The organism is Mesorhizobium calcicola (genome assembly GCF_042682105.1).
In the GTDB taxonomy this organism is placed as follows: domain Bacteria; phylum Pseudomonadota; class Alphaproteobacteria; order Rhizobiales; family Rhizobiaceae; genus Mesorhizobium; species Mesorhizobium calcicola.
Genome location: NZ_JBHUGY010000003.1, coordinates 126,427 through 150,845, shown reverse-complemented (window position 1 = coordinate 150,845; position 24,419 = coordinate 126,427). Strand labels below are relative to the sequence as shown.

Genomic DNA, 24,419 nt, shown 5'->3' with positions numbered 1-24,419 from the left:
TCAGCATTACAGAATCGGCAACGGCGCAGGATTATTTTAATGATTCGATCCCGCAAAACGGTACTTGCAGCAGGTGCGATCCTGGCGACGTGCCAAGCGGCGTCTGCACAGGAAGCTTCGCAGAAATTCCAGGCCCGAGTTACAGCACCTGCCACGCGCAGCGTTAATGCTGCCGTCGTCGTGAATGGCCGGGTGATGCCGGCCTACCAGGTTGAAAGCCAGGCCGTGCAGCGGATCGGTGCGGCGGAAGGTGATGACCGCGCGGCCGCTACGGTGACATCGACCTTGGCTTACAACCCATGCCCCGGCGTAGCTGCCCTGTCGAAGGAAGAAGGGCAGCGGATCGTCGAAGCCGTCGCGCGCCAGCAAGGCTTTGCCCCGCCCCTCGTCCTCGCGGTTGCCCGGGCCGAAAGCCGCTTCAATTCCGGCGCGTTATCGCCCAAAGGGGCCTATGGCCTGATGCAGCTTCTGCCGTCCACGGCGGTAAGCTACGGTGTCAATATCTGCGATCCAGCGGACAATGTGAAAGGTGGGATCGGCTTTCTGCGGGATCTGCATCGCAAATTTCCGAACCCGATATACATGCTCGCCGCCTACAATGCCGGCGAGATCGCGGTTCTCAAATATAAGGGCGTGCCGCCCTACCCCGAGACGGTTGGCTACGTCGCCAACGTCATCAACGATTTCTACCAATGGCCATCGCTCGGGTCTGAGGCAGTGATGCCCGCCGGGGCGGTGAGCCTTGACCTGGCCGGCGTTCAACCGGCTGCGGCCGCCGCGGCGGATCAACGAAATGATCCGACATCCCGCACCAACTCCCGCAATGGCAGCACAGTGACGTCTCGCGAAGCGACGGCGCCGGCCTGGCAAGGCGGGATGGTGCAAAACTTTGACTGAGGAGAAGCTTTGATGACCTTGTGGAAGATGTTTGCTGCACGCAGCACTGGTGTGGCGATGCCGCTCATTCTCTTGGCAACGCAGGCGATGGCGGGGGGCGGAACTCTCCAGCCGGTGCAAAGCACGCTGCAGACGTTGGTGCAGACCTTGACCGGGCCGATCGCGACGGCTTTGGCGGTTCTGTTCTGCATTTTCATGGGCTTCATGGCCTGGGCGGCACGCCTGTCATGGTTTGTGGCCGGAAGCTGGGTCTTGGGTATCGTGCTGGTCTTCGGCTCGGCCCAGATCGTCGAATTCTTTCAATCCGCGGTCGGAAGGTGATCGGCATGGCAGACGGCCGGATCGATCCTGGCGAGCCGAGATTGTTGATCACGCCGCTGGTCAAGGGCTTGACCCGAGCGCCGACGGTGCTCGGCATCCCCTACGAGCTAGCGGGGTTCATCGGCGTGCTGACCGCGGTCGTGTTCCTTGCAACCCATAATCTGATCATGCTCTGTATCTGCGTGCCGCTCTATGCGGTTACCAGGATCGCGATCATGCGCGATCCCATGTTCATCGAGATCATGTTCATCCGTTCACGAAAGATGCCGCCCCGGAGCGCCAGCTTCTGGGGGGCGCGCAGTTACCGGGTGTGACGTGGCGATCGCACGGGCTCTTCGCGATGAACTGAGTTTCGGGGCCGTGTCTCGTCGGGAGAATCCGGTTTCGGCCCACATACCCTATTCGCGGCATGTGTCCGACGAGGTGATCAAGACGCAGGACGGCATGTTGATGTCCTTCGTTCACATGAGCGGACTTTGCTTCGAGACGATCGATATCGCCGAGATCAATTCGCGCCTGCTCGGCCGCAACGATCTCATTCGCGGGTTGGCGAACTCCCGCTATGCGATCTACTCGCATATCCTGCGCCGCGAGGTGACGCCGGCGATCGAGTCGAGCTTCGAGAATAAGTTCTGCCAAGAGCTGGATCAGCGCTACACGGCGGCCCTGCGCACCCAGCGCATGTTTGTGAACGACATCTACCTGACGATCGTGCGGCGCGAGCTGCAAGGCACGGTCGGGACCGCGGATCTCGTGATCCGCAAGCTTTTGGGACGAAGGGCCGCGGACGGTCGCTCTTCGAGCGAGGAGCGGGCGCTGATCGAACTCACGGACGTGATGAAAGCCGTCCGAGAGAGCCTGCAGGCGTATGGCGCGCGGGTTCTCACCGTCGTCAAGCGCAGTGACGTTTGGCATTCCGAGCCGCTGGAATTCCTGGTGCAGCTCGTCAATGGCGGATCGCCGCGGCCGATGGCACTGCCGCGCATGAAACTCGCGGAGGCGCTAGCGACGAAGCGGCTGTTCTTTGGCCCGAATGCGCTGGAAATTCGCGGGGCGTTCCCTGGCGAAACGCGATACGGCGCCATCATTTCGGTCGGCGAGTACCCCTCCATTACGGGACCAGGGATGCTCAACCCCATGCTGAAGGTGCCGCACGAATTCATCGTGACGCAATCCTTCGCCATCATCGACAAGCCCCAGGCGCTGACCCAGATGGAGCGGGTCGGGCGCAAGATCGACATGTCGGATGAAGCCGGCTCGATCGTGGCCGATCAACTCGGTGAAGCGCGCGATGAGCTTCTGTCCTCGGAAGCGCTCTATGGCTTGCATCATCTGACGGTGCTGTGCCTCGGGAAAACCATGGACGACGTGGCGCGCTGCGTGACCGATGTCGGCACGGCGCTGACGGAGGTGTCCGCCCTGTGGGTTCGCGAGGACCTGAATTGTGAACCTGCGTTCTGGGCCACCCTGCCTGGCAATTTCGCCTATGTGGCGCGCAAGTCGATGATCTCATCGAAGAACATGGCGGGCTTCTCGGCCTTCCATAACTATCCGAGCGGCCGGACTGGCGGGGTTCATTGGGGAACGCCGATAAGCGTCCTGGAGACGACGTCGCAAACGGCCTACTTCTTCAACTTCCATGTTCGAGACCTCGGCAACTTCACCCTGAACGGTCCCTCGGGCTCGGGCAAGACGGTACTGCTCGGCTTTCTCGCGGCACAGGCGCAGCGCATCACGCCGCGCCCCAAGCTGGTGATGATCGACAAGGATCGTGGCCTGGATATCTTCGTGCGGTCGCTTGGCGGCCGCTATGAGGTTCTGAAGGCCGGGGAGCCTTCCGGCTTCAATCCGTTGCGCCTGCCCGATGCGCCGCGCAACCGCGAATTCCTCTTCCAGCTTTTCAGCTTCATGCTGCGTCGATCCGACGGACACGCCCACTCGACGCGCGAGGAGCAAGTCATCCGCAACGCGATCGCCCAGGTGGCGAGCGCGCCGCCCGAAGGTCGAACCATGGAGGAGTTCGCCGAGCTGTTGCGCGGTGCGATGCGCGCCGGCGATGACGATCTCTATTCGCGCTTGCAGCCATGGATGAGGCCGGATCAGCGCGGTTGGTTGTTCAACAACGCGGAAGACTCGTTTTCGATGTCGTCCATTTTCGGCTTCGACATGACGAGCGTGTTGAGCGACGCAACGACCAGCACGGCGGCCTTGCTCTATATCTTCCATCGCATCGAGGAGCTGCTTGACGGGCAACCGGTCATGATCTTCCTCGATGAAGGCTGGAAGCTCCTGGACAATGATATTTTCAGCTACTTCATCAAGGACAAGCTGAAAACCATTCGTAAGCTGAATGGCATCATCGGCTTCGGCACGCAGTCCGCGGCGGATATTGTGAAGTCGTCGATTGCCAACACGCTGATCGAACAGACGCCGACCAATATTTTTTTCCCCAACCCGAAGGCCGACGAGGAATCGCACAGGGCGTTCGGGCTGTCGGAGCGCGAGATCAAATGGATCCGTGAAACCCCGCCCGAAGCCCGTAAATTCCTGATCAAGCATGATCAGGACAGCGTCATTGCGCGCCTCAATCTGGGCGCGATGCCTGACGCGATCAAGATCCTCTCCGGTCGAATTGAGACGGTTCAGGAGCTCGACGCGCTGCGCGCGCGCGTCGGCGACGATCCGCAGGTTTGGTTGCCAATCTTTCTTGGGAGGGACCCGGAATGAAGACCATTATGGGCGCGATGGCCGCCCTTGTGACGATTTTCGCGGGATCGACGGCGATGGCGGCCGTGCCGGTTTCTGACAGCCCGATCTTGTCGCAGCGGAGCGAGGACAAGGCCGACAAGGTTCAGATCAAGCTCATCCAGGAGGATACGAAGTCCGCCACGCAGGGCGTCAATTGCTCGGTGACGACGGCCAAAAAGGCGCAGAACGTGAAGGGCCCGAAGGCTTCGGTCGATCCGGCGGGTGGCCAGGCGTCCTTGGAACAGGCCAATCCGGACATCAAGGGCTCTTCGGCGTTCGCCTCGACCGGGTCGGGATCGGGCGCTGTCGGCGGCAATGCCGGTGAAAGGGGCCAGTTGGATATCACCAGTCAGATTCTAGGGGGCATGAATGGCAGCATGTCAACGGTGGCTCCCAATAAGCAGTCCTTCGAGACCATGGGTCAGGATATCGGGACCGACAAAACGGTCATGGAAGCCTTCGACCGCAACAGCGCAATCCGCGCCCAAGGCGGGCTGACCTTCAACGAGGTGATCCAGGCGACAGGGTTCTTCGCCCAAGCTTTCAACGTGCGGAACATCGGCACCGCCACACTGACAAGTCGGGGATCCTCCGGCCTGGTGGTGCCCACTCCCGCGAGCCCGCCGCCTGGCTCGGGCCCGCCGCCTGGCTCGGGTGGCTCGACAAGCTGTCCCGGGGCTACAAGCGGCGGCACGGCCGGCAACCCATGCTGCCCGTCGACGGACGGCGCATGCACGGCGCCGCGCACGACCGACACAGTTGAAAACGTCTCGCCCGTGCTTTCGCAAATCCAAAGGGACGCCAACAGCGCCCCCGTCACAATGACGACCGACGAACTGATGTCGGCCGTCAAGCAATATCAGGCTCAATAGGAGAAAACGCTATGCGTGGAATTCCGTTAACAGCGGCACTCTTGCTTGGCCTTGGCGGTATCGCCTTTGCGCAAGTGCCTACGATCGACGAGGCTAATCTGGAACAGGCTCGGCAGATTGCATCGGCCACGAGCGAGATCCTCAGCACCGACCGCAACATCATGAACTATACCCAAAAGACGCTGCAGGCCGTCACGGGCGACCGGTCGAGCCAGGCCGGCCAGCTCGCGCGGATGGCCTTGGGCAAGGGCGGCTTCTCCATGGGGGACGCGCCTTCGCTTGGTAGCGTGATCTCGGGCGGCTCGTTGTCGTTCGCCGGCCTCGGCAATGGATCGCAGGGCATCGTTTCGAACATGATCAATGGCTTGCAGCTGGTGAAAACCATTTCGGGCCTGATCAATGGCCAGACGACGCAGATGGATAAGAACTACAGCGCCCTGGTGAACGTCGCGGCCACTGTTACCGGGCTGCTGGACTCCTCGCAAAATGGGGTGAAGACCCGTTCCAGCGCTTTTCAGTCGGGCGCTCAACGGATCGGCACGGCGCAGGACATCAAGGGCTCGATCGATCAGAACAGCCAGATCATGGTGCAAACGGGTCTGACTGTGAACGAACTGATCGGCGCGGTGAATACCGCTACGGCGGCCGCCAATCAGGAAAACATCGATCGTATGAACCTGATCACGCAGGCCTCGCGGGGGCTCGAATACAAGTCCGGCCAATGACGGTGCGCTTTCTTCTATCAGCGGCCGCCATCGTTGGCGCTGTCGCGACCTCCGGGTGTGGCCACAAGCCGCTCAAGGCTCCGTGCTCGCGCGACGAGGGGCCGATGCAGCCGATGGCGTTCGCGGCGCCCGAACCAGGAACAGAAGCGAAGAAGCCATTCGAGTGCGGTCCGATGAAGGCACTCAATAGCGATCCATCTCTGTTTCCAGGTGGGACGTCGAAAAAATGAACTTCAATATCACCACGCTTCTGCAACAGGTCGACAAGTTCGGCAATAACTATGTATCGCAAGCCTACCAGAACCTGGCGTCGGCCCTGACCGGCGGCGGACAGGGGGGCGTCGCCGGCCTGATGCTGACGCTGTACGTGATAGTCTGGGCCATCAGCATCTGGCAGGGAACCTCGACGGGATCGGGAAAAGAGATGATCTGGCGCCTGTTCCGCGCCTTCGTCATCTACGCTCTGGCGACGAGCTGGGGGGACTTTCAAACATATGCCTATTCGTTCGCGAATGAGACACCTGCCGCGATCGGGAACAGCCTTCTCACGAGCGTTTCGGCCAATGTGACCGGGACATCGGCCGGGCTGAACTCCGTCAACTCCGTGCAGACGGCTCTGCAAAACATCTGGGATTCGCTCGCCAATTCCACCTCCGCCTTTATCAAGAGCCTTGGCGTGTTGAACTTCGGCGGCTACGTACTGGCGGCGATCATCCTTGTCGTCGGCGCGCTACTCATCGGCTATGCGATCTTCCTCATCATCCTGTCGAAGATCTTTCTTTGGCTTTTGCTGGCACTCGCCCCAGTGTTCATCATTCTTATGCTGTTCGGCTACACGACCCGGTTCTTCGCCGGCTGGGTAACCGCGATCGTGCAGTACATGTGTGTGCAGATTCTGGTCTACGCCTTCTGTGCCTTCTTCATCTCGATCACCCAGACCTATTTCGACGCGGTCAACCGGTCGAATGGTGCTGCGACAACGACCTTGACCGAAGCCGCGCCGCTGATCCTGATCTGCCTCGTCGGTGTGCTGCTGCTGTCGCAGATCACCAACGTTGCCGCCTCGCTCGCAGGCGGAATTGGTATTGGAACACCTTCGTTTGGGCGCTTCTACGACGGCGCCTTCGCAGCGATGGGCCAAGCCGGTCAGCGCAGGCTGATGGGACGCTTGGGCTGGAGCACGCGGCAGGAACGCCTGGCGGGTCGCGAGCGGGCGCGCGTGAGCCTCGCACAGAGAAGGTATGAGAATTCAGCGGAATATGCACGGCTTTCCCGAAAGCTGACGGATCCCGGATAGGTTTGGGGCACCAATGAGCGATGTGAAGGAAAGCGTTGGGCGACCGGCGAAGGAAACCGAGTCTCCCTTGCCCTACTACGTGGATGCGGCAATCTGGGAAAAAGATATCGCGCGACGCAATCGCTGGTCGCGATCTCTGGCGTGGTGCGTGGCAAGCGTCGCCTCGGTCATTGCCGTTGCAGCCGTGGGCGCGCTGATCCTTGCGCTGCCGCTCAAGACTTATGAGCCCTACATGGTGGTGGTCGACAAATCCACCGGGTTTGTCGAGGTCAAGCGGCCGCTGGCCGACGGTCCTTTGCAGCAGGACGAGTCGATGGGGATGTTCGATATCGTCCGTTATGTGAAGGCTCGCGAGACCTACGATCCGAAGGCGCTGAAGGACAACTTCGATCTCGCGCAATTGCTGAGCGCCGGCGATGCCTCGAGGGAGCTCGTCGAGCTTTTCAGCCCGGCGAACAAAGTGACGAACCCCGTCGTGCTCTACGGGCGAAACACCGTCGTGGCTGTGACCGTGAAGTCCGTGACATTTCCCAATCAAAGGACCGCCCTGGTCAGGTTCATGACGGAGGAAAAGAGCCAAGCGAACACCGTGCAGCGGCATTGGGTGTCGTTGATCCGGTTCCGCTACACCGGCGTTCCGGCCAAAAACGAGATCCGCTTTGAAAATCCGCTCGGCTTCCAGGTGCTCGAATATCGGCGCGATCAGGAGACGGCGCCGGCACCCACCGCCGAGACACCGCAATGAAGGTCGCCGGCATCCTGATGGCAATCGGGCTCGGCGTTTGCGCGGTTCAGCCGGCCCTTGCCGAACAGACCCCTCGGGCGGGATCTCGTGACAGTCGCATTCGCTTCGTCTGGTACCAGAAGGACGATGTGGTGTCGGTGCCGGCCAGCTATGGCGCCTCGACGATGATCGAATTCGGCGATGACGAGAAAATCGAAACCCTCGGCGCTGGCGACGTCCCGGCCTGGAGCATCGAACCCAACAAGAAGGGCAATGTGCTCTTTGTGAAGCCGATCGAGAAGAATGCGGGCGGGAATCTCAATGTCCTGACGAACAAGCGCAGCTATGTGTTCTTCCTCAACGGCGAGTTTCGGCCGGTTGCACAACAGGTCTATGCGATCAAGTTTCGCTATCCCGAAGAGGCGTCGGACGCGGCGCTGATGGACGAAGCCCGGGCTCGGGCGGCGCAGCCGAACCGGGAGGGTTTCAAGGCCGAAAACGCCAACTCGTCCTATGCCTATAAGGGGTCGTCGGCAAATAAGCCGCTCGTGATCTACGACGACGGTGTGAAGACCTGGTTCCGCTTCGATCCAGCAAGGGAAGTGCCGGCGATCCATGTCGTTGATAGCGAGCGCAATGAGACCCTTGTGAATTATCGCCGCGAGGGCCCGTACATCGTCGTCGACAAGGTCAATTACCAATGGACCCTGCGCAACGGCACCGAAGCAACCTGCGTCTTCAATCTGAGACTGAACAATGTGAACGAACCGAGCGGGCTTGAACCTTACGAACCGCAGCGTGTCGGCGGTGGGACTGTTCGGAAAGTGAGGGGACCCGATGCCATCTCCCAATGAGTACAGAATGCTCGCTGAGGAAGGCACGGCGGTCGCCGCGCCAAAATTCGGGGCAAGCACATTCTTCAAGATCGCGGTTCCGCTGGGTGCGGTGGTCTTCGCCGGCTGGATGATCTATGCGGCGACGCGTGCGCCAGACAAGCCGCTGTTGACGGCGTCGGATGGCGAGGAGTTTCACACCACACAGTTTCCCGCACCGGGGCTCGATACGCCGCGCCCCCAGCTTGATAACGGCACCCTGAAAATCCCGACGGCTCCCGAAGAGCCGCCGGCGACGCCGGCACAGCCGCCGTCGACCGTCGAGGCTCCGCCTCCCCCTCCACCAGCCTTGCAACCGCCTGCAGCTCCACCACAGGTGCAGGATGATTCCGAGGCCCGTCGTCTGGCTGAGGAAGAACGGCGCAGGCAAGAAGAAGAGGAGCGCCGCAAATGGGAGCGCTTGCGCGCCAAGCAGCTCGTCGTCGATAGCGGCGATGCGCCTGGCAGTGCGTCAGCATTGGGCGGCAATGGTACGGATGCAGCGGCGGCCGGAAACGCAGGCGAGGGCGAGGAGGACCCCAATCGGCGTTTTTTGGCAAGGGCGAGCCAGAGCGGAGCGGATACATCGAAGGCCACGATGAACCCGCGCACGGACGCTCTGGTCGCCCAAGGGACGATGATCAAGGGCGTACTCGAGACCGCGATCCAGAGCGATCTTGCCGGTATGGTTCGGGCCGTCGTGTCGGAGGATGTGTGGTCCTTCGACGGTCGCAGGGTTTTGATCCCCGCTGGCTCCCGCCTTATCGGTGAATATCGCAGTGGCCTCGCAACCGGCCAAACGCGGGTGTTCATAGTGTGGACACGCCTGCTTCGATCGGACGGCATGTCGGTGCAGCTCGGTTCGACAGGCACCGACGAGCTCGGTCGCAGCGGCATGCCGGGCGAGGTCGACAACCATTATTTCGAGCGGTTCGGCTCGGCGATCCTTCTAAGTGTCGTGGGCGGTGCGACGCAATTCATCGCCAACCTTGGCAACGACCAGAATGGGTCGAACACCAACCAGACCTACACGGACCCGCAGACCGGACAGACGGTGACAATCCAGACGCAGCCCAACCAATACCTGCAGAGCGCCCGCCAGATCGGCGCGCAACAGGTCTCGCAAAGCCTCAACCGCATTGCCGAAGAGGCGCTTCGCAATTCGATCAATATCGCGCCCACGATCCATGTCGATCAGGGGTCGCGCATCATGGTTTTCGTCCGCCGGGACCTCGATTTTTCGGAGTTCTATCCGGACCCGGTACGCGAGGCGTTGACGGAGATACGACGTGAGCGGGCAGCAAAGAACCGTCTTTCTAAATAAGGCGCTGGAGCCGGTGCGGCGCTGGCTCGACGACGATCGCGTGGTCGAAATCTGTGCAAACGGGCCTGGACTTGTGTGGGTCGAAATTGTTGGCTCGACACATATGGAGCCCTTCGACGTCCCCGAGCTCGACCGCGCCGCGATCACTTACCTCATGGAACGTATAGCGGCATCATCCTCGCAATCGATCAGCGAGGAAAATCCCTTGGTTTCAGCCGCCCTCCCCGGCGGCGAACGCTTCCAGGGCGTGCTTGCGCCGGCGACGCCGACAGGAGGCGCCTTCGCGATCCGCAAGCAGGTCGTGAAGGATATGCGCCTTGATGATTACCGGAAGCGGGGGGCGTTCGATACGATCTCCGTCCAGGATCCCGGCGAATTGAGCGAGACCGACAGCGCCCTTTGCGAATATCTCGACGCTGGCAAAATCGAGGATTTCCTCCGCCTGGCCGTGCGGGAACGGTATTCGATCTTGCTTTCAGGAGGCACATCGTCGGGCAAAACGACGTTTCTGAACGCGATTTTGCACGAGGTGCCTTCGGATGAGCGGATCCTCACCATTGAGGATACGCGAGAGGTTAAACCACACCAGCCCAACTATCTGCCCCTCGTTGCATCAAAGGGCGACCAGGGCCTGGCGCACGTGACCGTTGAAACGCTGCTGCAAGCCGCCATGCGGTTGCGGCCGGATCGAATCTTCCTGGGCGAGATCCGGGGAGCGGAAGCCTATTCGTTCTTGCGCGCCGTCAACACAGGTCATCCCGGATCGATCACGACGATCCATGCGGACAGCCCGACCGGTGCGTTTGAGCAGCTGGCATTGATGGTCATGCAGGCTGGGCTCGGGCTGAGCAAGGCAGAGATCATCGATTACGTGCGGTCGGTCCTGCCGATTGTGATCCAACAAACGCGCCGGGGCGGCTGGCGTGGAACTTCGGCGATCTGGTTCAACCGCATGACCGAATGGAGAGCCGCCAGAAAGGTTCCCCAGAATGTCTCGCGTATTCGCTTATAGGCTTCTCCTCGGCCTCATCGGCCTCGCCGCCTTCTTTGCCCTTTGGAGCCTAGCCTACGAGCTGGTGGCGACATGGCGGTGGAATCCCGCCCTCCCTTCTGAAGGCGCCTCGCGCTGGGGGCTTCTAAAATACCAGAACGCGCAACGCAGCCTAAGCGGCCTGTTCGTTGCCTGGCAGCATTTCAGCCAGCGCCTGGCCTATCATCCCACGCAGGGCGAGACGATCATCCGGGGCGCGATCGCGGTCGCGGTTGTCGTGGCGATCGGCGTCGGCCTGATCTTTGCAAGCCTGATCAACCGCAAGCCAAAGCACTACGGCGATGCGCGGTTCGGCACGATCATGGACGCCGAAAGGAAAAACCTGCTGGCAAAGCAAGGCTTGATCCTCGGCAAGATGGGTGGGGCGACGATCCGCTCGGACGATCCCGCGCACGTCTTGGTGGTCGGGCCGACCCGATCCGGCAAGGGCGTCAGCTTTGTCATTCCGAACGGTTATATGTGGCGAGGATCCTCGGTGTGGTTCGATCCGAAGCGGGAGAACTTCGAGGCGTTCGGTGCACACCGGCAGGCTCTCGGCGACAAGGTCTTTTTCTTTTCGCCCGGCGAGCAGGATTCGCATCTCTATAATCCGCTGGATTTCATCCGGCGCGATGCGCGCATGCCGACGGACTGCGCAGTGGTCTCCTCCTTCATCATCCCCGAGGCGACAGGAAGTTCCGAGATCTGGGCGCGCGCCGGCCGGCAGCTGCTTTCGGCCATGATCGGCTATGTGCTGACGTCACCCCGCTATGAGGGGCAGCGTCATTTGCGCGCCGTCGCGATGCTTCTTTCGACCGGCGTGGATTTTCTCAGGGTGCTGACGAATATCCGCAATGACGAGGAAAAATATCTGCCTTCGTGGGTCGTGCACGGGCTCAACCAGTTCATTGCGCTGGAAAAGGAAACGCGAAACTCGGCCTATTTCAACATGACGGCGGCTCTCAACCCCTGGACCAATGATCTCGTTGCAGCCGCTACGGCGTCGACCGATTTCGATATCTCGAAGTTTCGCAAGGACCCGACGGCTCTCTTCATCGGCTGCTCGGTGGCGCAGCTCGACGTGTTCCGGCCCATCATCAAACTCCTGGTTCAGCAAATCCATGATGTGCTGATGGCTTCCTCGCCAGGCCCGGACGAGCCCTATCAGGTTCTGGTGATGATCGACGAGTTTCGCCAGCTCGGCAAAATGGAGTCTATCGTTTCCAAGCTGGCGATCAACGCGGGCTATGGCTTTCGCATGGTCCTGATCCTGCAGGATCTTGCCCAGCTTGACGAAGTCTATGGAAAAGCGACGCGGCAGACCACGGTGTCCGCGTGTCAGGTGAAGCTTTTCATCCGCATGAACGACGTGGAGACCTCGGAACATGTCTCTGTAATGCTGGGACCGACCACGATCGAGGTGCCCACACCGATCATCAGGGCTGGTCAAGGTATATTTGGGGGCCGAGACAAGAGTTTAAGTTATCAGGAAAGGCCGTTCCGGACGGCGGCGGAGCTTCGGCAAATGCCGGCGAAGCAGGCCGTGGTTCTGGTCTCAAGCCCCCCTGGTTTCATGGTGCGCAAGGTCACCTATTATAAGGACGCTCCCTATAAGGCGACCTACCAGGAATTTCGGCACCGGCGCTTGAAGGTCCCGCCTCTCTCACGATGGCAGGATCTCCCGCTGCGCTCCATGGCGGACGTCGAAGCGGCGGCTAACACCGCGCCAGCGGCACCTTTCGAGTTGGGGGAACCCGATACCGGCGAAGCGCCGGTTTCAGGCCATAGAGCCTATGCCGATGCGGTGCCGCCTGCGACTGGTGCGGCGGCTGAAAGGGTTGATCCCGTCGCGTTAAAGCCGAAAGTAAAGAGCGACAGCGCGGACGCACCACAGGCGCTGTCAAGCTCAGGCCTTCCAACAGGCGGTGAGGCTGAAGCAAAGAGCGAGGTCGCCGCTGAAGTTCCGGAGTTGAAGCCGAAGCGGACCGACCAGACGGCCGATGATGCGCCGCGGCCGCTTCCCACCCTTGGCCGGCGATCGGCGCCGGCAGCATCAAAGATGTCCGACCCGAGTGCGTCTGAAGGCAACGCGAGCGTCTTGCAATTCCAAGTCCGGCCGGGAAACAAGTCCACGTCGATCGCCGCGCTGCTCGCATCGCTCGATCAGGAAGTGGAGGCGGGCGCTCCTTCCCTGTCACCGTCAGTGGATAGCGGAGATGTCGACGGGGTACCGTCAGCCGCTCTTGAGGCGCTGCAGGATCAAATTAGACGTCACGGCGATCGCTAGGACGTGAAAGTCAGTTGAATACAAATGAGCGGTTTGTGCCTTCGGTGCCCATGTCGAGTGTGAGAACGAGACGAAGCGTCCCTAATCCGATGGCGGGCGCATCGAACCGTTTCGTTGCGCCTCCCGGGTCTTGGTGGGACGTGAGCTGATTGCTGGTCCGTAAAATGCGATTGATTTTCACTCTAGCCAACCTGTATCAAAACCGATACAGTGCACCTCGATGAAGGTGATTGAATGGCTTGGAAGCAGTAGGGCGGATGTTCGAGCGTTTCCTGACGATGCGCGGATAGAGGCTGGCTGGCAGCTCGAACTTGTCCAGCGCGGCGACGATCCCGACGACTGGAAGCCTATGCAGATCGTGGGGGCCGGCGTCAGGGAAATCAGAGTCCGGGAGGCATCGGGAGCGTTCCGCGTCATCTATCTGGCAACCCTGGAGGACCGCGTTTTGGTGCTTCATGCGTTCCAGAAGAAGACACAGGCCACATCCAAGAAAGACCTCGATCTGGCGGCTCAACGGCTAAAACGATGGAAGGCAGAACGATGAACGTAGAAATCTATGAGAACGTCTGGGACGCCCTGGCGGACACCGAACAAGAGGCAGCAAACCTCAAGGCGCGCTCGGCGCTGCTCTACGAAATCCGTAAGGCAGTCCAGCGTTGGGACATTCCTCAGGAGGAAGCCGCCAAGCGGCTCGGTCTGACGCGCCCTCGCACCAATGATCTGCTGCGCGGTAAGCTCGCCAAATTCTCGCTTGACGCACTTGTCAACATCGCCGCCTCCGCACACCTGGAAATAGAAATCCGGGTAAAAGCGGCTGCATAATCACGAAGTGTCAAATGAGCACATTTTGCGTTTTGGCGCGAGCGAGTGCCGAACGGAGCCCCAGCCAGAGCCCGGCTTGGGGAACAACGAGCTCACTTAGTGCTACATGGCGAGGCAACTACTGCTTTTGCGGCTTCTGTGAATCAGGCTCTTCGCCTTCGACCGGAGTGGTGTTGATGCTCCTCGACTGCAGGCGCTGCAGTTCTTCGAGCCGTTCGCCTTTGACGATCTCGGGATCAAGCCGCTCGTTAGGATTCTGCGCCAATGAACGCGCGGCTTCGCTTGCGGCTTGTGCCTCGCGGGCTTCCTTCGCAGCGATGCTTTCGGCATTGCGCACCATTTCGCGGTCTTGCGCAACCTGCTCAAGCGAGGTCGGATCAGCCGACCCGGCTCGTTCGTCACGAATCTCCTGCTCGATGGCGCGATTACGGATCTCGCGAGCGCGATCGGCCTCAAGCCGCTCAGCGGCCTCGATCTCCTGGGCGCGATGGATCAAAGCTTCGGCGCGCGTGCCGGCAATCCGATGGGCCTGGTCTTCACTGACATGCGTGACGCCACCTTCCTGCAGGGATTTGAGATCCGTCCGGATCGCAAGCAGCTCCATGGTGGGCGCTGCGCGCCGTAAGAACTCCGCTTTCGTCTGGCCGTTCATCATGGCCGCTGTCTTGTTAACGGTCTCGTTGATCTGTTTTAGGTTTTCCCGCATCTGGTCCGCGGTGGCATCTGAACTCATTTGAACACCCTTTCCATCTCGAATAGCGACGACAACAGTACCGGATCGGAAAGCTTGCGTCATCCGATCAATGAATTGACTCGCTATCGCGTTGTCCGGCTGAGAAGCAGCAACCGAGTGCCAGTCCCGAAGGCTTGCCTGGGTGGCCTGCAGCTGGCGCGTCGAAATCGGAATCTTTACCGGGTTGGCCTTTGCGTGATTTATCCGCTGGCGGGCTTTCTCGATGACGTGCGGGTTTGCACGGGCATAGGCGCGGTCCCGCGCCTCCCTGCCCGGCCGCGGCTTTTCGGCCGTGGCCACAATCGCCTTGTCGCGCGGACCATAGCTTTGTGATGACGCTCGATAGGCCGCGGAAGTCGCGACGATTTTCATGCCCTGCGCTTGTGCGTGCTGGGCATAGAGCCCGCGCCATTCGCGAAGCTGGGCCGGACCTGGTCGCAATCGCTCACCGTCCTCACCTTTCACGGCGACGATGGCATGGACATGAATATGGCCGCCCTCCTCCGCCATATCGGCATGCATGCCGAAGGCGAATTTGTGATTGGGGAACTGCTCATGCAGGAACCCACGTGCGGCCCTCACCAGAGCTTGCCTGTCCTCGCCCGCCTTGGCCGACAGGATCATGTGCATGGTGTCGCGAGGCTTGTAGGAATTCAGGGTCTTGTCCCAAGACTGCGCGGTCTGCCGAACCGCCTCCTCAGACGCGATCGCGGCGCCGTCGGCGCCGATCGCCGCTCCGTCATGGGTAAGGCGCGCGAGCTGGAACACGACACCGGCTTTGCCGTGGCTGGGCTCCCCAATTGGCTTCACCGAAACGGTATCCTCCTTGACCCCAAGCGCGTCGGAGATCCGCGAGGCGATCATGGCCCGGGTTGGTGCCGAGAACTGGCGATCCTGCTGGCGTCGATCGGAAAAGTGAAACCGATGCTTCACCTTGTCGTCCCCGTTCTCACCCCGCACGACGCTGTGTCCGGCCATGGTCGCGACGACGCGCGCGACGCTCGATCCGTCCTGCTGTGTGTCGATACGATAGGCGAAACCGTGGCCGGCGAAACCTGCCTGAACTGCCTGTGAAAGGCGCTCGGCATTCTCGTGCCCTGCCAGCGAAAGCCGAAACGTCGCCACATCCTCGCTCTCCCGCCGCTTGTCGAAACGCTCGCCCCACTGTTTCATTTCCTCGGCGACGGCTTCCCGCGTTGCCAGGATACGCGCGTCATACGTCTCCAGCGCGACGCCCTCCTTCTGGATATATTGACCGATGGCGGCTGCCCTAGTGACGCCATGCCCGTAGGAAATCACCTTCAGAACGGCCGGCTGATACCCGGCCGCCAGCCTGTCGGCAGCGGCCCTCGGCCGAGGTCCGCCGGCGAGCTTCCGCCGCTTCGTTGGCCGGGCGAGGTTTAGTCGCCCGGCTTTACCGCGCGGCGGCTCCAGCTCCCGCGCAGACGAGCGCGGCAAAGCCGGTTCCGTTGTCTGGCTTCCCCCGAGACCGCCCTCCCCTGTCCGGCCGCGAACCGTCTTGAACAACCAATCATCGTCATTTCCAGCAAAGGACAACATGGCCCGATGCCGGCGCTTGCGGTTCTCTTCTTCAAAAGCCGCGCTCGCGCGAATCCGATCGGCTATGGCCTGTATGGACGACTGGTCGAGGTTCACGCGCCCTCACCATCCAGCAGATGCGCCGCCTTCCGAAGTTTCAGGCCATGCGCGATCGTCATCGCGGTCAATTCGGCGTCGACAGCTTTCACCCTCTCATCCAGCGCTTCCCATATCGGCAACGCCGCCTCGATGGGGGCAGCGTGGCCGGAATGAATGGCATGGAGAAGCTGGCTGAGGTTTCGGCCGACCATCCGGACTTGCGAGGCCAACGCCGCGACAGTGCGTGAATTCTCAGCTGACAGAGCGGGACCGACATCCAGGCTGGCCCGGATAATGCGCCGCAACGTCTCCGCTCGGTCAAGCTGGAACACCTTGCAGGCCTCATCCAGGAGCGCGCCCGCGTCCGGCCCAATATCGATCCGGGAGCGCTTTCGGGTGTCCTTGTGGGCGGCGCTGGTGTCCAAAATTCCCTCGCTATGGCGGATGGGCCTCACGTCGAAGACGGTCCAGGTCGAAGCGAAGCGACGACCTGCTCAGCCAATTTGGACCCAAATTGCGTATCTTGTCAATTCACTATGCAATATTATACTGATCGGATGTTTCGCTAGTCCAGAGCCAATTATGCATCCCGGAACATTGCACCAAATGCGCAAATTCGTGTTATCACCTTGGCACTTATGTGCCTTCGTACTTTGTAGCATCGGCGCATTTACATAATGCAAGAAAGTCACTTTGGCGCCAAATCGCCTATGCGCATTGACGCCAAGGTGACGCAACATTGGGAAAAAACAATGCCGGAACAACGCGCGGTGCAAATCACAGTGGCCTCTCCCAAAGGCGGGGTCGGCAAGACCATGACCACCATCCTGCTCGCTGGCGAGTTCGCCGCCGCCGGTCATCGGGTGACGGTGCTCGACACCGATCCGCAACTGTCGGCGCTGGAGTGGAGCAAAAACAGTCGCCGCGCCGGGTACGCTCTTTCAAACATCGACGTCATCCCCATCAACTCGACCGACGAACTGATCGATCGCCTGGCGCAATCCGACGCCGAGGACCTGCTGCTGGTCGACGTCCAAGGCACGGCCGTGGCCGCCCTCGGACCGGCCGTCGCCAACGCCGACTTCGTGCTGATCCCGACGAAAGCGCACGTCTTCGATGTCAAGCAATGCCTCGGTCTGATCCGGCACATCCGCTCGCTTGGCGGACGCCATCGCGAAATTCCCTACGCGGTGATGCTCAACATGGTTTCGGGGATCGAGCACAACACGATGGCCTTTCGCACCGCGATCCAGCTGCTGCGGCAGGCCGATGCCAGCGTGCTTGAGACGTTTTTGTCGCAACGGCCGACCTTCGCCTCAATCGCAACCGCCGGGACGCTTTACGAAGTCCAGCCCGTGAACAAGGCCGTGCAGGACGCTCGCGACCAGACGAATGCCCTGACCGCCGAGATCATCCGCAAACTGAACGGAGCCACCCCCCAATGAACGAGAAAAGCGATCGGACCGCAAACCAATTGCCGCTGCCTGCCTTGAAACCGCGGGCCCGTTCGGATGATCCGTTCTCGCGCAACATGGCTGCCATTGTGGAATCCAGCATCAGCGAAACGGACAACCTGGAGCAGCAGACGAGAACCCAGTCTGCCAGAAAGGCGAAGGCGGAGCTCGAAAGGCCAAAGGCAGACGGCGGGACAGCCCGGCTGCACACACGCATTCCGGTCTCGCAGATGATCGAGCTGCAGGTCCATTGCGCGCGCAATAGAACAACCATGCAGGAGGTGGTGCAGGGCCTGATAACGGAATTCCTTGCTCGGCAGCCAAAGTAGCCAGATGCGCAATCAGCGTCGATTTTCGTTATGACCGACCGCCCATGACTCCGGCCCAACGAGAATTGGCTACATCTCTTCGGGGAAGGCCATCAAAGACGCTGCTGAACGACTGACGTTCGGTTCCATCCATCACGAGAGTGAATCGATCCGCGTCCGCTGATTCAAACCATTCATTGGACGCGCGCGTCCGGCTGCGCGATTCTGTCCGCAATGATCGCGCAGCTCTATCGCCTCTGTATCGAACGCCGCGACGCGGATCGGAACATGGCGCGCTTCTATGCGCTGTCGATCGAGGAGACCCTGTTCGGCCAGACCTGCCTGGTCCGCCGTTGGGGTCGGATCGGAACCACCGGCCGCACGGTACAGCACTCTTTCGATACCGAGGGCGAAGCGGTCGAGCTTTTCCTCCAGCTGCTGCGCACCAAGCGGATGCGCGGCTATCAGCCGCGATCCACCTACCCGATGTCAATCGGCCGACAATAGGGGGTCTGACTCACATTTGATGATTTTGCATGGCGGCGTGGTGCCGTTTTCTGAGGGGAATCAGCACCATGGTGAGAAATTTGCGTTTGTCGTCCTTGATCCCGGCGGGATTGGTCGTCGAGGCCATCGCTGAGAACGAAGAAGTGATCGTCATTACCGCGCGGTCAGGTACGCCGGCGCGGCCTTGCCCTCTTTGCCGCAGAGTGTCGAGCCGGGTCCACAGCCGCTATGTTCGACGCGTGTCCGATCTTCCCTGTAGTGGGACGAAGGTAGAGCTCCGCCTCAGCGCGCGGCGCTTCGTCTGCGATGCTACATTGTGCCGTCGACGAATCTTCGCCGAGCGCTTTGACGACAGTCTTGTCACCGAGCGATCGCGCCGGACCTCGCGATTGGAGTGTATCGTTCATCATCTTGGACTGGCGCTCGGCGGCCGGCCGACGGTTAGTTTTGCAAAGCTCAGCAATGACACATTGCTACGGGTGGTGCGGCGACGGCCTGTCTACGAACAGACCCCTATCAAGATTGTCGGCATCGATGACTGGGCCCATCGCCGTAACCATCGCTACGGCACGATCGTCTGCGATCTGGAGCGACGGCGGATCGTGACGTTGTTGCCCGACCGAGAAGTTGCCACCGTCGAGGCTTGGCTTGCCGATCACCCTGAGATCGAAACCGTCTCGCGCGACCGCGGCGGCGGTTACGGCGAAGCCACCGCCAAGGCATTACCGAATGCGGTTCAGGTCGCCGACCGCTGGCATCTCATGGAGAATACGAGCGCGGCTTTCCTCGGCAATGCGCGCGCCGTGATTTTTTCATGGAATGAGCGCGCGAAATGGGCGCCCCGCTTCCGTGGTCATTGACAGCCCACGGGCGATAAAACGAGAGGGCTTACCCCCCTCGTTTCGTCGCCGATCTCATTCGAGGTCAGCGGCGAAGGCTTCGATGTCACGCGCGAACTGCTCGGCCTCTGCCTGCTCCTGTGCAATCAGGGCCGCCAGTTCGGCTTCAGCCGCGATGCGTTCCTTCCTGGTGAAGCAGCAGCTCCGAAGCTCGGCCCGCAGTTCATTGATGTGATCGATGGTGGTCATGTCGAAACGTCTCCTTTTGCTGACGTCAACGGGCCACGTGCGCACGAAGCGCGGGTCAGGGATCGCGGAACGCGACCGGCGGAGCCGGCGAGTGGGGTGCCGGTTTTGTCGGAGCGTAGGGAACCGGAGCGGAGATGAAATCGGGGGCCCACGCTCGTCCTTGACGCGGGCTGAGCAGCCGTAGAATGGGACGACAGAAGAAAGAGAGCCGCAGCCCCGGCCAGGGGATGCGACCGTATTTCACCACCTTGATGTGCCACGATCATCTCGATCCGGAGCAAGCCTTCGGTGCGCCGGACGCCTTGGACGATCTGAGCAGATTTCCTCGTTGCGTATGGCACCCGAAAAGCCGGAAGCAGGCTCGATGCCTGCTTCCGGCTTCCACACGCGCAAGAGATGAGCCCCGCCTCGGCGGCGGGGCTCCTTCGTGGAAGAGTTTCAGACCTCGCGCTTCGGCCGGTTCCAGATGAGGGCGTATTCTCCCTCCTTCTCGCCCGGCCAAAGTGCGGCGGTGATCGGGGCATTGAAGCTCGGGTCATCCAGCTTGATCGAGATATATTCCTCGCCGTCGCCGGAGACCGCCTTCCAGCCTGCGCCGACCTCGACGCCGTTGCCGGCGGTGATGCGGAAGTCGGGGGCGTCGCGCGAGACACGTTCGATGGGGTTCAGGCGGGCACGCATGCTGACAGTGAGGGTGCGCACATTGCCGACAATCCCGTTGTTGCCGTTGGTGGAGAATTCGCCGATGACTGCCATGATCTGTTCCTTTCGGGTTTGCTCGGGCCGCGCCTATCGCGACCTCGATGGCGGTGTAAGGACCGGAGGGCGGTCGACCCCGCACCTGACAAGGCCGCAACGCAGTGGAGGGCGGGCGCAAGCGGCTATTTTGCCTCGCGATGCAAAGGCGGGCTGCGCCCCGCCGGCGGAAAATAGCCGCGGCCGGCCGTTGCGGGATGGCGACCGAGACGAGAGGCGTCCTGCGGTCACACCAGACCCATCGAGGTCTGCGTTGGTGCGCCAAGGTGTGAGACGGGAAGGAACCTGGATCATGCGTCGTAGGCGCCATTACCCACGAAAAACAGGGATACCGCGTCATCAGCACCGCTCGCCTCGCGACATCGATGCTGGCCACCGCGTCGACGCCTCTGCCGGCGCCACGTCCGCCTCGCCTTGATGATGGCGCGCTGGTCGAAGCCGATTGAGTGATCGCTCCCGCAAGTGGCAAGGCTCTCGGTCAAGCTGGGCGATCCGACTTTTCCCGGCATCGTCTCCTGCAGGCCGGGCGAGACAGAGACGACCACCTCCCCCGAACAGGCCTGCGGCGTGTCACTGTCCCCCCCACATGGAAACGGGCCGCCGGGGCGGGGCTTTTTGCGGGTACAGCCGGGTGCCGATCACTAGGTTGGAAAGCGGGGCTGATGAAACATCAGCATTCGGGCGGAGCGTCCGGCCATTGCTGCGCGCCGTGCAGGACACGCAGAATGCGGACCGTGGTCTCCGTCACTAGATAGGCCGCCACATAGGGCGTGCCGGTGACGACCAGTTCGCGTGTCCCGGCAATCCGGCCCGGACGGCCGCTTTCCGGGAAATCCCGAAGACGGCGGGCCGCAGCCTCGATCCGTTCATCGACCGTTATGGCGGCCGCCGGATTATCAGCCTCGATGTGGGTAAATATGCCGTCGCGATCGGAAAGCGCCAAGGCAGACCATACGAGCTTCACGATGCCAGGTCGCCGCGCCTCCGCCGTGCCGCCGCACGCCGGTTCGCGAAATGCGCCTCGACCTCATCGTCCGGCATGTCGGGCCTGGTATCGGTGAGCGCCTCCAGCACTTTGCCCCTGAACCAGGCATCATGCGCCTCGCTGCTGGTCACAAGTTCGAGCGGCAGCGCGCCCTCATTGGCGGTACGCGTGAGCAGGATCCGCACGGCATCGGAGACCGTCAGCCCCATGCTTTCGAGCACGGCGGACGCCCGATCCCGGACGTCGGCATCGATACGGGTCTGGACAAGGGCGTTCGCGGCCATCAGCGCCTCCATTTCTGCAGAAAATGTAATGCAATTGAATGACGATCGCCAGTCCTCTATACGCGGTGCATGTCCTCACCTTCACTCGGCCACAATCCAGCTGCCCGCGATCGGCGACCGTCGACAGGTCGGACCCTTGCTGCACCCAGAAGGAGCACCGCGCCGCGAATCGGGGCCGAGCTTAATTTGAACGAGAACCGCTGGAGCTCTCACCCGTTCCGGAAACGTCCGCTGGATGTTCTCACATTATCCAATGCTAATGATGCGCGCCGTGGGGATAAGTGCATTTAGTGTATGCCGGCAGCACCCACTCCTGGGCTCGGGAGTTCACCAACCTTGGACATGTCGTCATTGATCGCTCTGGGCTGGGCGAAGCCTGTCGCCAAGCGCCAGAAGAACGATACGGCTGACGCGGGAGCGGATCTGCGAAGCGGCCCAGAGCCACCCTTGCGGTTGGTTGCGGTGTGGAGCGAGGAGGAACAGGTTGCGGGCATGGTGGGTTTTGCCCGCAACATTTTGGCGGTGGAGATGCCGATCCAGGATTCGACTACCGCGTGGTTGGGCGACCGGATTTCACGCCGGTGCCGAGCAAGCGCGCTCGCAGGGCGGTTCGGAGAAAACCGGGGTCCGCCCGGCAACCAGCGGAGCGTGAAGCATCAGGCTGCCTTCCGCTCCGTTTCCGTCCGCGGCTGTAGGCCATGCAGATAGGCGACCGCCCGCTGCGCATGGGCGGCGGCCGAAAAGATCGCCCTGCGGTCTTCCTGAAGGACGCGCAACCAGGACTGTAGGTAACTGGCGTGGTCCGGCCGCGGCTCCATCTCCGGCACAATGCCCAGATCGGCGCAAATGAAACTGGCGCCAATTTCGACTAAAAGTTCTTCTCGCGCCCGATCGGTCTTGTCGTGATGATATCGGCTAAGGTCCCGGTTCAGTCGAGGAGGGGCGGAGGTCCAATGCAGAATCTCATGGGCTTTCGTAGCGACTAGCGACGCGGCGTCCTTGAACTGTTCGGGAAAAGGCAACTGCACATGGTCGCTAGCCGGCGAATAATAGGCCTTGTCGCCACCATAGCGCACCGTCGCTCCTGTATTACCGAAGAACCGCTCGGCGTGTTCGATCGGTTCGACCGGATTGGGGACCGGGTCCGCATGCCTGCAGCAATGGTCAGGCAGACCCTCGATCTGGTCACAGTTGAAGACGGTGTACGCCTTCAGGAACGGGATCTCGCGCTCGACTTCGGCGCCCCCGGCGTCCTTTTCGGTCTTGGTGAAGCGGCTTGCATAAACAATGGTCGCGCCACTCTCACCCTTGCGAATATGCGCGCCCAGTTCGTTCGCCTGCCGTAACGTCATCCACATTGGCGAAGAAAAGCCGCGTGCGATCCCCTCGGACCAGAGAAGGAGCACATTCACGCCTGTGTAGCCCTCGCCATTGTGGCGCAGCGGTCGGGTGATCCGACCGACGGTGTTGCGCTTACTCCATGGCTGGACCCATGGGCGAACGCCCTTCTCCAGATCGGCAACGATCTTGTCGGTGATCCGCGCATAGATGTCGGTGCGTGATCCGTTTGCCCTGGCTTTCATGTCCTGAACCTCCATTTGGGAGCCGCGCCCATCGCGGCCCGTCACGGGCGTCCGTCGCCTGGCCTATCAGGGGGGATGCGCATCCACAGGACCGCAACGAAGAGGAGGACGGCGAAGCCGTTGCGCGACCCGCCGGACCGGGCAGGACCGCCATCCGGGACGGGACGCGGGGTGCGGCTCCCTTCCGTTCTTCTTTCTTCGTCCCTTGGCCGGCGGGGCGCGACACGGAAAAGGCCGGTCGCGGCAGGACCGGCCCCATAAGACGGTGTGACGGGCAAGGCCTGGGCCTTGCCCGATGGGCGGCTCAACCGAGTGCCGCCATCTGCTGCTCGGCCGCCTTGCGGTCGAGATTCTGGCCGGGATTCTCGACGGGACGCTCGAACGGCTTCCAGACCTCGCCGACGATCTGCTCGTAGGCGGCAACGGCGCCTTGCGCGGCCATGCGGAGCGAATGGGCCTGGATACCCATGTCGGCTGCGAATTCGCGCTTGCGCTGGGCGGCGCTGTCGTAACCGACCGGACCGTCGAGGTCCTCGTCGCGCGCGTCATTGGCGGCCTTGGCGGTGGCATCGCGTGCTTCGGTGACGGCGCGGGAGTAGAACTGGCCGGCGCCGTGCGCGGACCCGACATAGGCGCCGACGATGCGCTGGAGGTGGATCTGCATCGCCCGTTCGCCAAGCCCCTCGGAGAGGCCGTCGGCGGTTTCGATGATCAGGCGCTGGTGCAGGTCACGGATCCCGTCGCCGTCGATCACGGCCGTTCCGAAGCTGCCGGCGATCGCCGTCGCCTGAGCGGCGTCCGGGCACGTGAGCCGGACCATTTCGAGGGTGGCGCCCTTTCGAAGCTGCACAAGGCGGGCGGACTGGCGGGATTGGGTTGCGGGCTTGGCCATGGGGTCTTCCTTTCGTGGTTTCCTCCGAAGCGGTCCGGCCCTTGGCCGATCTGTCCTTCGGTGCGGTCGAAAGGAACCGGCGGAAGACGGGCGTTTCAGGGTCCAGGCCCGCCAGGACGAGCGGAGCCGGTATGCGCGCAAGCAGGTCATCCTGACCTCGCGCGGCGCGCAAACCTGCTTTGCGAGGACGGCGCGGTCCGGCCGCCCCGCGGCGCGAAGCGGCCTTGAAACGGACGGCCGCCGGTTCAGACCGCAGCAAAACCGAAGGACAG

25 protein-coding genes and 1 pseudogene are annotated in these 24,419 nt (G+C 61.7%); 18 read left to right on the top strand and 8 right to left on the bottom strand.

The genetic code is table 11. The features are described 5' to 3' along the window. Positions 1 to 39: 39 nt before the first annotated feature. The 14 genes from ACFSQT_RS01910 to ACFSQT_RS01845 all read left to right on the top strand — a co-directional run bounded on the left by ACFSQT_RS01910 (position 40) and on the right by ACFSQT_RS01845 (position 13,919). Positions 40 to 897 (top strand): lytic transglycosylase domain-containing protein, encoded by an 858-nt coding sequence (locus ACFSQT_RS01910; protein WP_379016766.1) that lies wholly within the window; start codon positions 40 to 42, stop codon positions 895 to 897. A 12-nt stretch (positions 898 to 909) separates the two neighbouring features. Then, positions 910 to 1,218 carry a TrbC/VirB2 family type IV secretion system protein gene (locus ACFSQT_RS01905; RefSeq protein ID WP_379016765.1) on the top strand — a complete coding sequence of 103 codons (309 nt, stop codon included), beginning with the start codon at positions 910 to 912 and terminating at the stop codon, positions 1,216 to 1,218. Between the two features lie 5 nt (positions 1,219 to 1,223). Beyond that, positions 1,224 to 1,532, top strand: coding sequence for a VirB3 family type IV secretion system protein (locus ACFSQT_RS01900; RefSeq protein ID WP_095204906.1), 309 nt, complete (start codon positions 1,224 to 1,226; stop codon positions 1,530 to 1,532). A gap of 1 nt (position 1,533) precedes the next feature. Then, a complete protein-coding gene (locus ACFSQT_RS01895) occupies positions 1,534 to 3,945 on the top strand; it encodes a VirB4 family type IV secretion/conjugal transfer ATPase (protein WP_379016763.1) in 2,412 nt (803 codons plus the stop codon). Positions 3,946 to 3,953: 8 nt separating this feature from the next. Continuing rightward, entirely contained in the window at positions 3,954 to 4,838 is an 885-nt protein-coding gene (locus ACFSQT_RS01890) for a hypothetical protein (protein ID WP_379016762.1), read from the top strand. Between the two features lie 11 nt (positions 4,839 to 4,849). After that, entirely contained in the window at positions 4,850 to 5,563 is a 714-nt protein-coding gene (locus ACFSQT_RS01885; RefSeq protein WP_379016761.1) for a type IV secretion system protein, read from the top strand. Positions 5,564 to 5,789: 226 nt separating this feature from the next. Further along, on the top strand, positions 5,790 to 6,860 hold the full coding sequence (locus tag ACFSQT_RS01880; protein WP_379016760.1) for a TrbL/VirB6 family protein: 1,071 nt from the start codon (positions 5,790 to 5,792) through the stop codon (positions 6,858 to 6,860). 13 nt (positions 6,861 to 6,873) lie between these two features. Further along, positions 6,874 to 7,605, top strand: coding sequence for a VirB8 family type IV secretion system protein (locus ACFSQT_RS01875; protein WP_379016759.1), 732 nt, complete (start codon positions 6,874 to 6,876; stop codon positions 7,603 to 7,605). Beyond that, positions 7,602 to 8,438 (top strand): P-type conjugative transfer protein VirB9, encoded by an 837-nt coding sequence (virB9, locus tag ACFSQT_RS01870; RefSeq protein ID WP_379016758.1) that lies wholly within the window; start codon positions 7,602 to 7,604, stop codon positions 8,436 to 8,438. Before ACFSQT_RS01875 ends, virB9 begins: the two co-directional genes overlap by 4 nt. A 109-nt stretch (positions 8,439 to 8,547) precedes the next feature. After that, positions 8,548 to 9,780, top strand: coding sequence for a type IV secretion system protein VirB10 (gene virB10, locus ACFSQT_RS01865; RefSeq protein WP_379016757.1), 1,233 nt, complete (start codon positions 8,548 to 8,550; stop codon positions 9,778 to 9,780). Further along, positions 9,746 to 10,792 (top strand): P-type DNA transfer ATPase VirB11, encoded by a 1,047-nt coding sequence (gene virB11, locus ACFSQT_RS01860; RefSeq protein ID WP_379016756.1) that lies wholly within the window; start codon positions 9,746 to 9,748, stop codon positions 10,790 to 10,792. The genes virB10 and virB11 overlap by 35 nt, the downstream gene beginning before the upstream one ends. A 256-nt stretch (positions 10,793 to 11,048) precedes the next feature. Then, positions 11,049 to 13,097, top strand: a complete 2,049-nt coding sequence (locus tag ACFSQT_RS01855) for a type IV secretory system conjugative DNA transfer family protein (RefSeq protein WP_379016755.1) — start codon at positions 11,049 to 11,051, stop codon at positions 13,095 to 13,097. Positions 13,098 to 13,317: 220 nt separating this feature from the next. Further along, a complete protein-coding gene (locus tag ACFSQT_RS01850) occupies positions 13,318 to 13,641 on the top strand; it encodes a type II toxin-antitoxin system RelE/ParE family toxin (RefSeq protein ID WP_027054595.1) in 324 nt (107 codons plus the stop codon). Next, positions 13,638 to 13,919, top strand: a complete 282-nt coding sequence (locus ACFSQT_RS01845) for a helix-turn-helix domain-containing protein (RefSeq protein ID WP_095204905.1) — start codon at positions 13,638 to 13,640, stop codon at positions 13,917 to 13,919. Before ACFSQT_RS01850 ends, ACFSQT_RS01845 begins: the two co-directional genes overlap by 4 nt. Before the next feature lie 118 nt (positions 13,920 to 14,037). Here the strand turns inward: ACFSQT_RS01845 and ACFSQT_RS01840 are convergent, their stop codons facing one another. Both ACFSQT_RS01840 and ACFSQT_RS01835 read right to left on the bottom strand, forming a co-directional pair. Beyond that, the gene (locus ACFSQT_RS01840) at positions 14,038 to 16,308 is read right to left on the bottom strand and encodes a relaxase/mobilization nuclease domain-containing protein (protein WP_379016753.1); all 2,271 of its coding nucleotides are present in this window, start codon (positions 16,306 to 16,308) and stop codon (positions 14,038 to 14,040) included. Further along, on the bottom strand, positions 16,305 to 16,715 hold the full coding sequence (locus tag ACFSQT_RS01835; protein ID WP_379016751.1) for a hypothetical protein: 411 nt from the start codon (positions 16,713 to 16,715) through the stop codon (positions 16,305 to 16,307). The genes ACFSQT_RS01840 and ACFSQT_RS01835 overlap by 4 nt, the downstream gene beginning before the upstream one ends. A gap of 285 nt (positions 16,716 to 17,000) precedes the next feature. Here ACFSQT_RS01835 and ACFSQT_RS01830 point away from each other — a divergent pair, with 285 nt between their 5' ends. From ACFSQT_RS01830 to ACFSQT_RS01815, 4 genes and pseudogenes are all read left to right on the top strand, one after another. Further along, positions 17,001 to 17,735: a ParA family protein gene (locus ACFSQT_RS01830; RefSeq protein ID WP_244571465.1), complete on the top strand. Its 735-nt coding sequence runs from the start codon at positions 17,001 to 17,003 to the stop codon at positions 17,733 to 17,735. Beyond that, on the top strand, positions 17,732 to 18,073 hold the full coding sequence (locus tag ACFSQT_RS01825) for a hypothetical protein (RefSeq protein WP_095204876.1): 342 nt from the start codon (positions 17,732 to 17,734) through the stop codon (positions 18,071 to 18,073). Before ACFSQT_RS01830 ends, ACFSQT_RS01825 begins: the two co-directional genes overlap by 4 nt. Before the next feature lie 213 nt (positions 18,074 to 18,286). Next, entirely contained in the window at positions 18,287 to 18,559 is a 273-nt protein-coding gene (locus ACFSQT_RS01820) for a WGR domain-containing protein (protein WP_379016750.1), read from the top strand. 68 nt (positions 18,560 to 18,627) lie between these two features. Continuing rightward, a pseudogene (locus tag ACFSQT_RS01815) lies at positions 18,628 to 19,359 on the top strand (ISL3 family transposase); the annotation flags it as partial. 114 nt (positions 19,360 to 19,473) lie between these two features. Here ACFSQT_RS01815 and ACFSQT_RS01810 read toward each other — a convergent pair. From ACFSQT_RS01810 to ACFSQT_RS01785, 6 genes are all read right to left on the bottom strand, one after another. After that, on the bottom strand, positions 19,474 to 19,647 hold the full coding sequence (locus ACFSQT_RS01810; RefSeq protein WP_379016748.1) for a hypothetical protein: 174 nt from the start codon (positions 19,645 to 19,647) through the stop codon (positions 19,474 to 19,476). Between the two features lie 438 nt (positions 19,648 to 20,085). After that, a complete protein-coding gene (locus ACFSQT_RS01805) occupies positions 20,086 to 20,403 on the bottom strand; it encodes a DUF736 domain-containing protein (RefSeq protein WP_379016747.1) in 318 nt (105 codons plus the stop codon). Positions 20,404 to 21,073: 670 nt separating this feature from the next. Beyond that, positions 21,074 to 21,367 (bottom strand): type II toxin-antitoxin system RelE/ParE family toxin, encoded by a 294-nt coding sequence (locus ACFSQT_RS01800; RefSeq protein WP_379016746.1) that lies wholly within the window; start codon positions 21,365 to 21,367, stop codon positions 21,074 to 21,076. Beyond that, positions 21,364 to 21,672 (bottom strand): type II toxin-antitoxin system RelB/DinJ family antitoxin, encoded by a 309-nt coding sequence (locus ACFSQT_RS01795; protein WP_095204709.1) that lies wholly within the window; start codon positions 21,670 to 21,672, stop codon positions 21,364 to 21,366. Before ACFSQT_RS01795 ends, ACFSQT_RS01800 begins: the two co-directional genes overlap by 4 nt. A gap of 656 nt (positions 21,673 to 22,328) precedes the next feature. Then, entirely contained in the window at positions 22,329 to 23,255 is a 927-nt protein-coding gene (locus ACFSQT_RS01790) for an ArdC family protein (protein WP_379016745.1), read from the bottom strand. Positions 23,256 to 23,559: 304 nt separating this feature from the next. Further along, positions 23,560 to 24,147, bottom strand: a complete 588-nt coding sequence (locus ACFSQT_RS01785; RefSeq protein WP_379016744.1) for a hypothetical protein — start codon at positions 24,145 to 24,147, stop codon at positions 23,560 to 23,562. Between the last annotated feature and the right edge of the window lie 272 nt (positions 24,148 to 24,419).

Bases quoted from the DNA above. Each gene is read 5' to 3' on its own strand.
- ACFSQT_RS01910 (WP_379016766.1), top strand. From the start codon at position 40: ATGATTCGATCCCGCAAAACGGTACTTGCAGCAGGTGCGATCCTGGCG.
- ACFSQT_RS01905 (WP_379016765.1), top strand. From the start codon at position 910: ATGACCTTGTGGAAGATGTTTGCTGCACGCAGCACTGGTGTGGCGATG.
- ACFSQT_RS01900 (WP_095204906.1), top strand. From the start codon at position 1,224: ATGGCAGACGGCCGGATCGATCCTGGCGAGCCGAGATTGTTGATCACG.
- ACFSQT_RS01890 (WP_379016762.1), top strand. From the start codon at position 3,954: ATGGGCGCGATGGCCGCCCTTGTGACGATTTTCGCGGGATCGACGGCG.
- ACFSQT_RS01885 (WP_379016761.1), top strand. From the start codon at position 4,850: ATGCGTGGAATTCCGTTAACAGCGGCACTCTTGCTTGGCCTTGGCGGT.
- ACFSQT_RS01880 (WP_379016760.1), top strand. From the start codon at position 5,790: ATGAACTTCAATATCACCACGCTTCTGCAACAGGTCGACAAGTTCGGC.
- ACFSQT_RS01875 (WP_379016759.1), top strand. From the start codon at position 6,874: ATGAGCGATGTGAAGGAAAGCGTTGGGCGACCGGCGAAGGAAACCGAG.
- virB9 (WP_379016758.1), top strand. From the start codon at position 7,602: ATGAAGGTCGCCGGCATCCTGATGGCAATCGGGCTCGGCGTTTGCGCG.
- virB10 (WP_379016757.1), top strand. From the start codon at position 8,548: ATGATCTATGCGGCGACGCGTGCGCCAGACAAGCCGCTGTTGACGGCG.
- ACFSQT_RS01850 (WP_027054595.1), top strand. From the start codon at position 13,318: ATGAAGGTGATTGAATGGCTTGGAAGCAGTAGGGCGGATGTTCGAGCG.
- ACFSQT_RS01845 (WP_095204905.1), top strand. From the start codon at position 13,638: ATGAACGTAGAAATCTATGAGAACGTCTGGGACGCCCTGGCGGACACC.
- ACFSQT_RS01830 (WP_244571465.1), top strand. From the start codon at position 17,001: ATGCGCATTGACGCCAAGGTGACGCAACATTGGGAAAAAACAATGCCG.
- ACFSQT_RS01825 (WP_095204876.1), top strand. From the start codon at position 17,732: ATGAACGAGAAAAGCGATCGGACCGCAAACCAATTGCCGCTGCCTGCC.
- ACFSQT_RS01820 (WP_379016750.1), top strand. From the start codon at position 18,287: ATGATCGCGCAGCTCTATCGCCTCTGTATCGAACGCCGCGACGCGGAT.
- ACFSQT_RS01810 (WP_379016748.1), bottom strand. From the start codon at position 19,647: ATGACCACCATCGATCACATCAATGAACTGCGGGCCGAGCTTCGGAGC.
- ACFSQT_RS01805 (WP_379016747.1), bottom strand. From the start codon at position 20,403: ATGGCAGTCATCGGCGAATTCTCCACCAACGGCAACAACGGGATTGTC.
- ACFSQT_RS01795 (WP_095204709.1), bottom strand. From the start codon at position 21,672: ATGGCCGCGAACGCCCTTGTCCAGACCCGTATCGATGCCGACGTCCGG.
- ACFSQT_RS01790 (WP_379016745.1), bottom strand. From the start codon at position 23,255: ATGAAAGCCAGGGCAAACGGATCACGCACCGACATCTATGCGCGGATC.
- ACFSQT_RS01785 (WP_379016744.1), bottom strand. From the start codon at position 24,147: ATGGCCAAGCCCGCAACCCAATCCCGCCAGTCCGCCCGCCTTGTGCAG.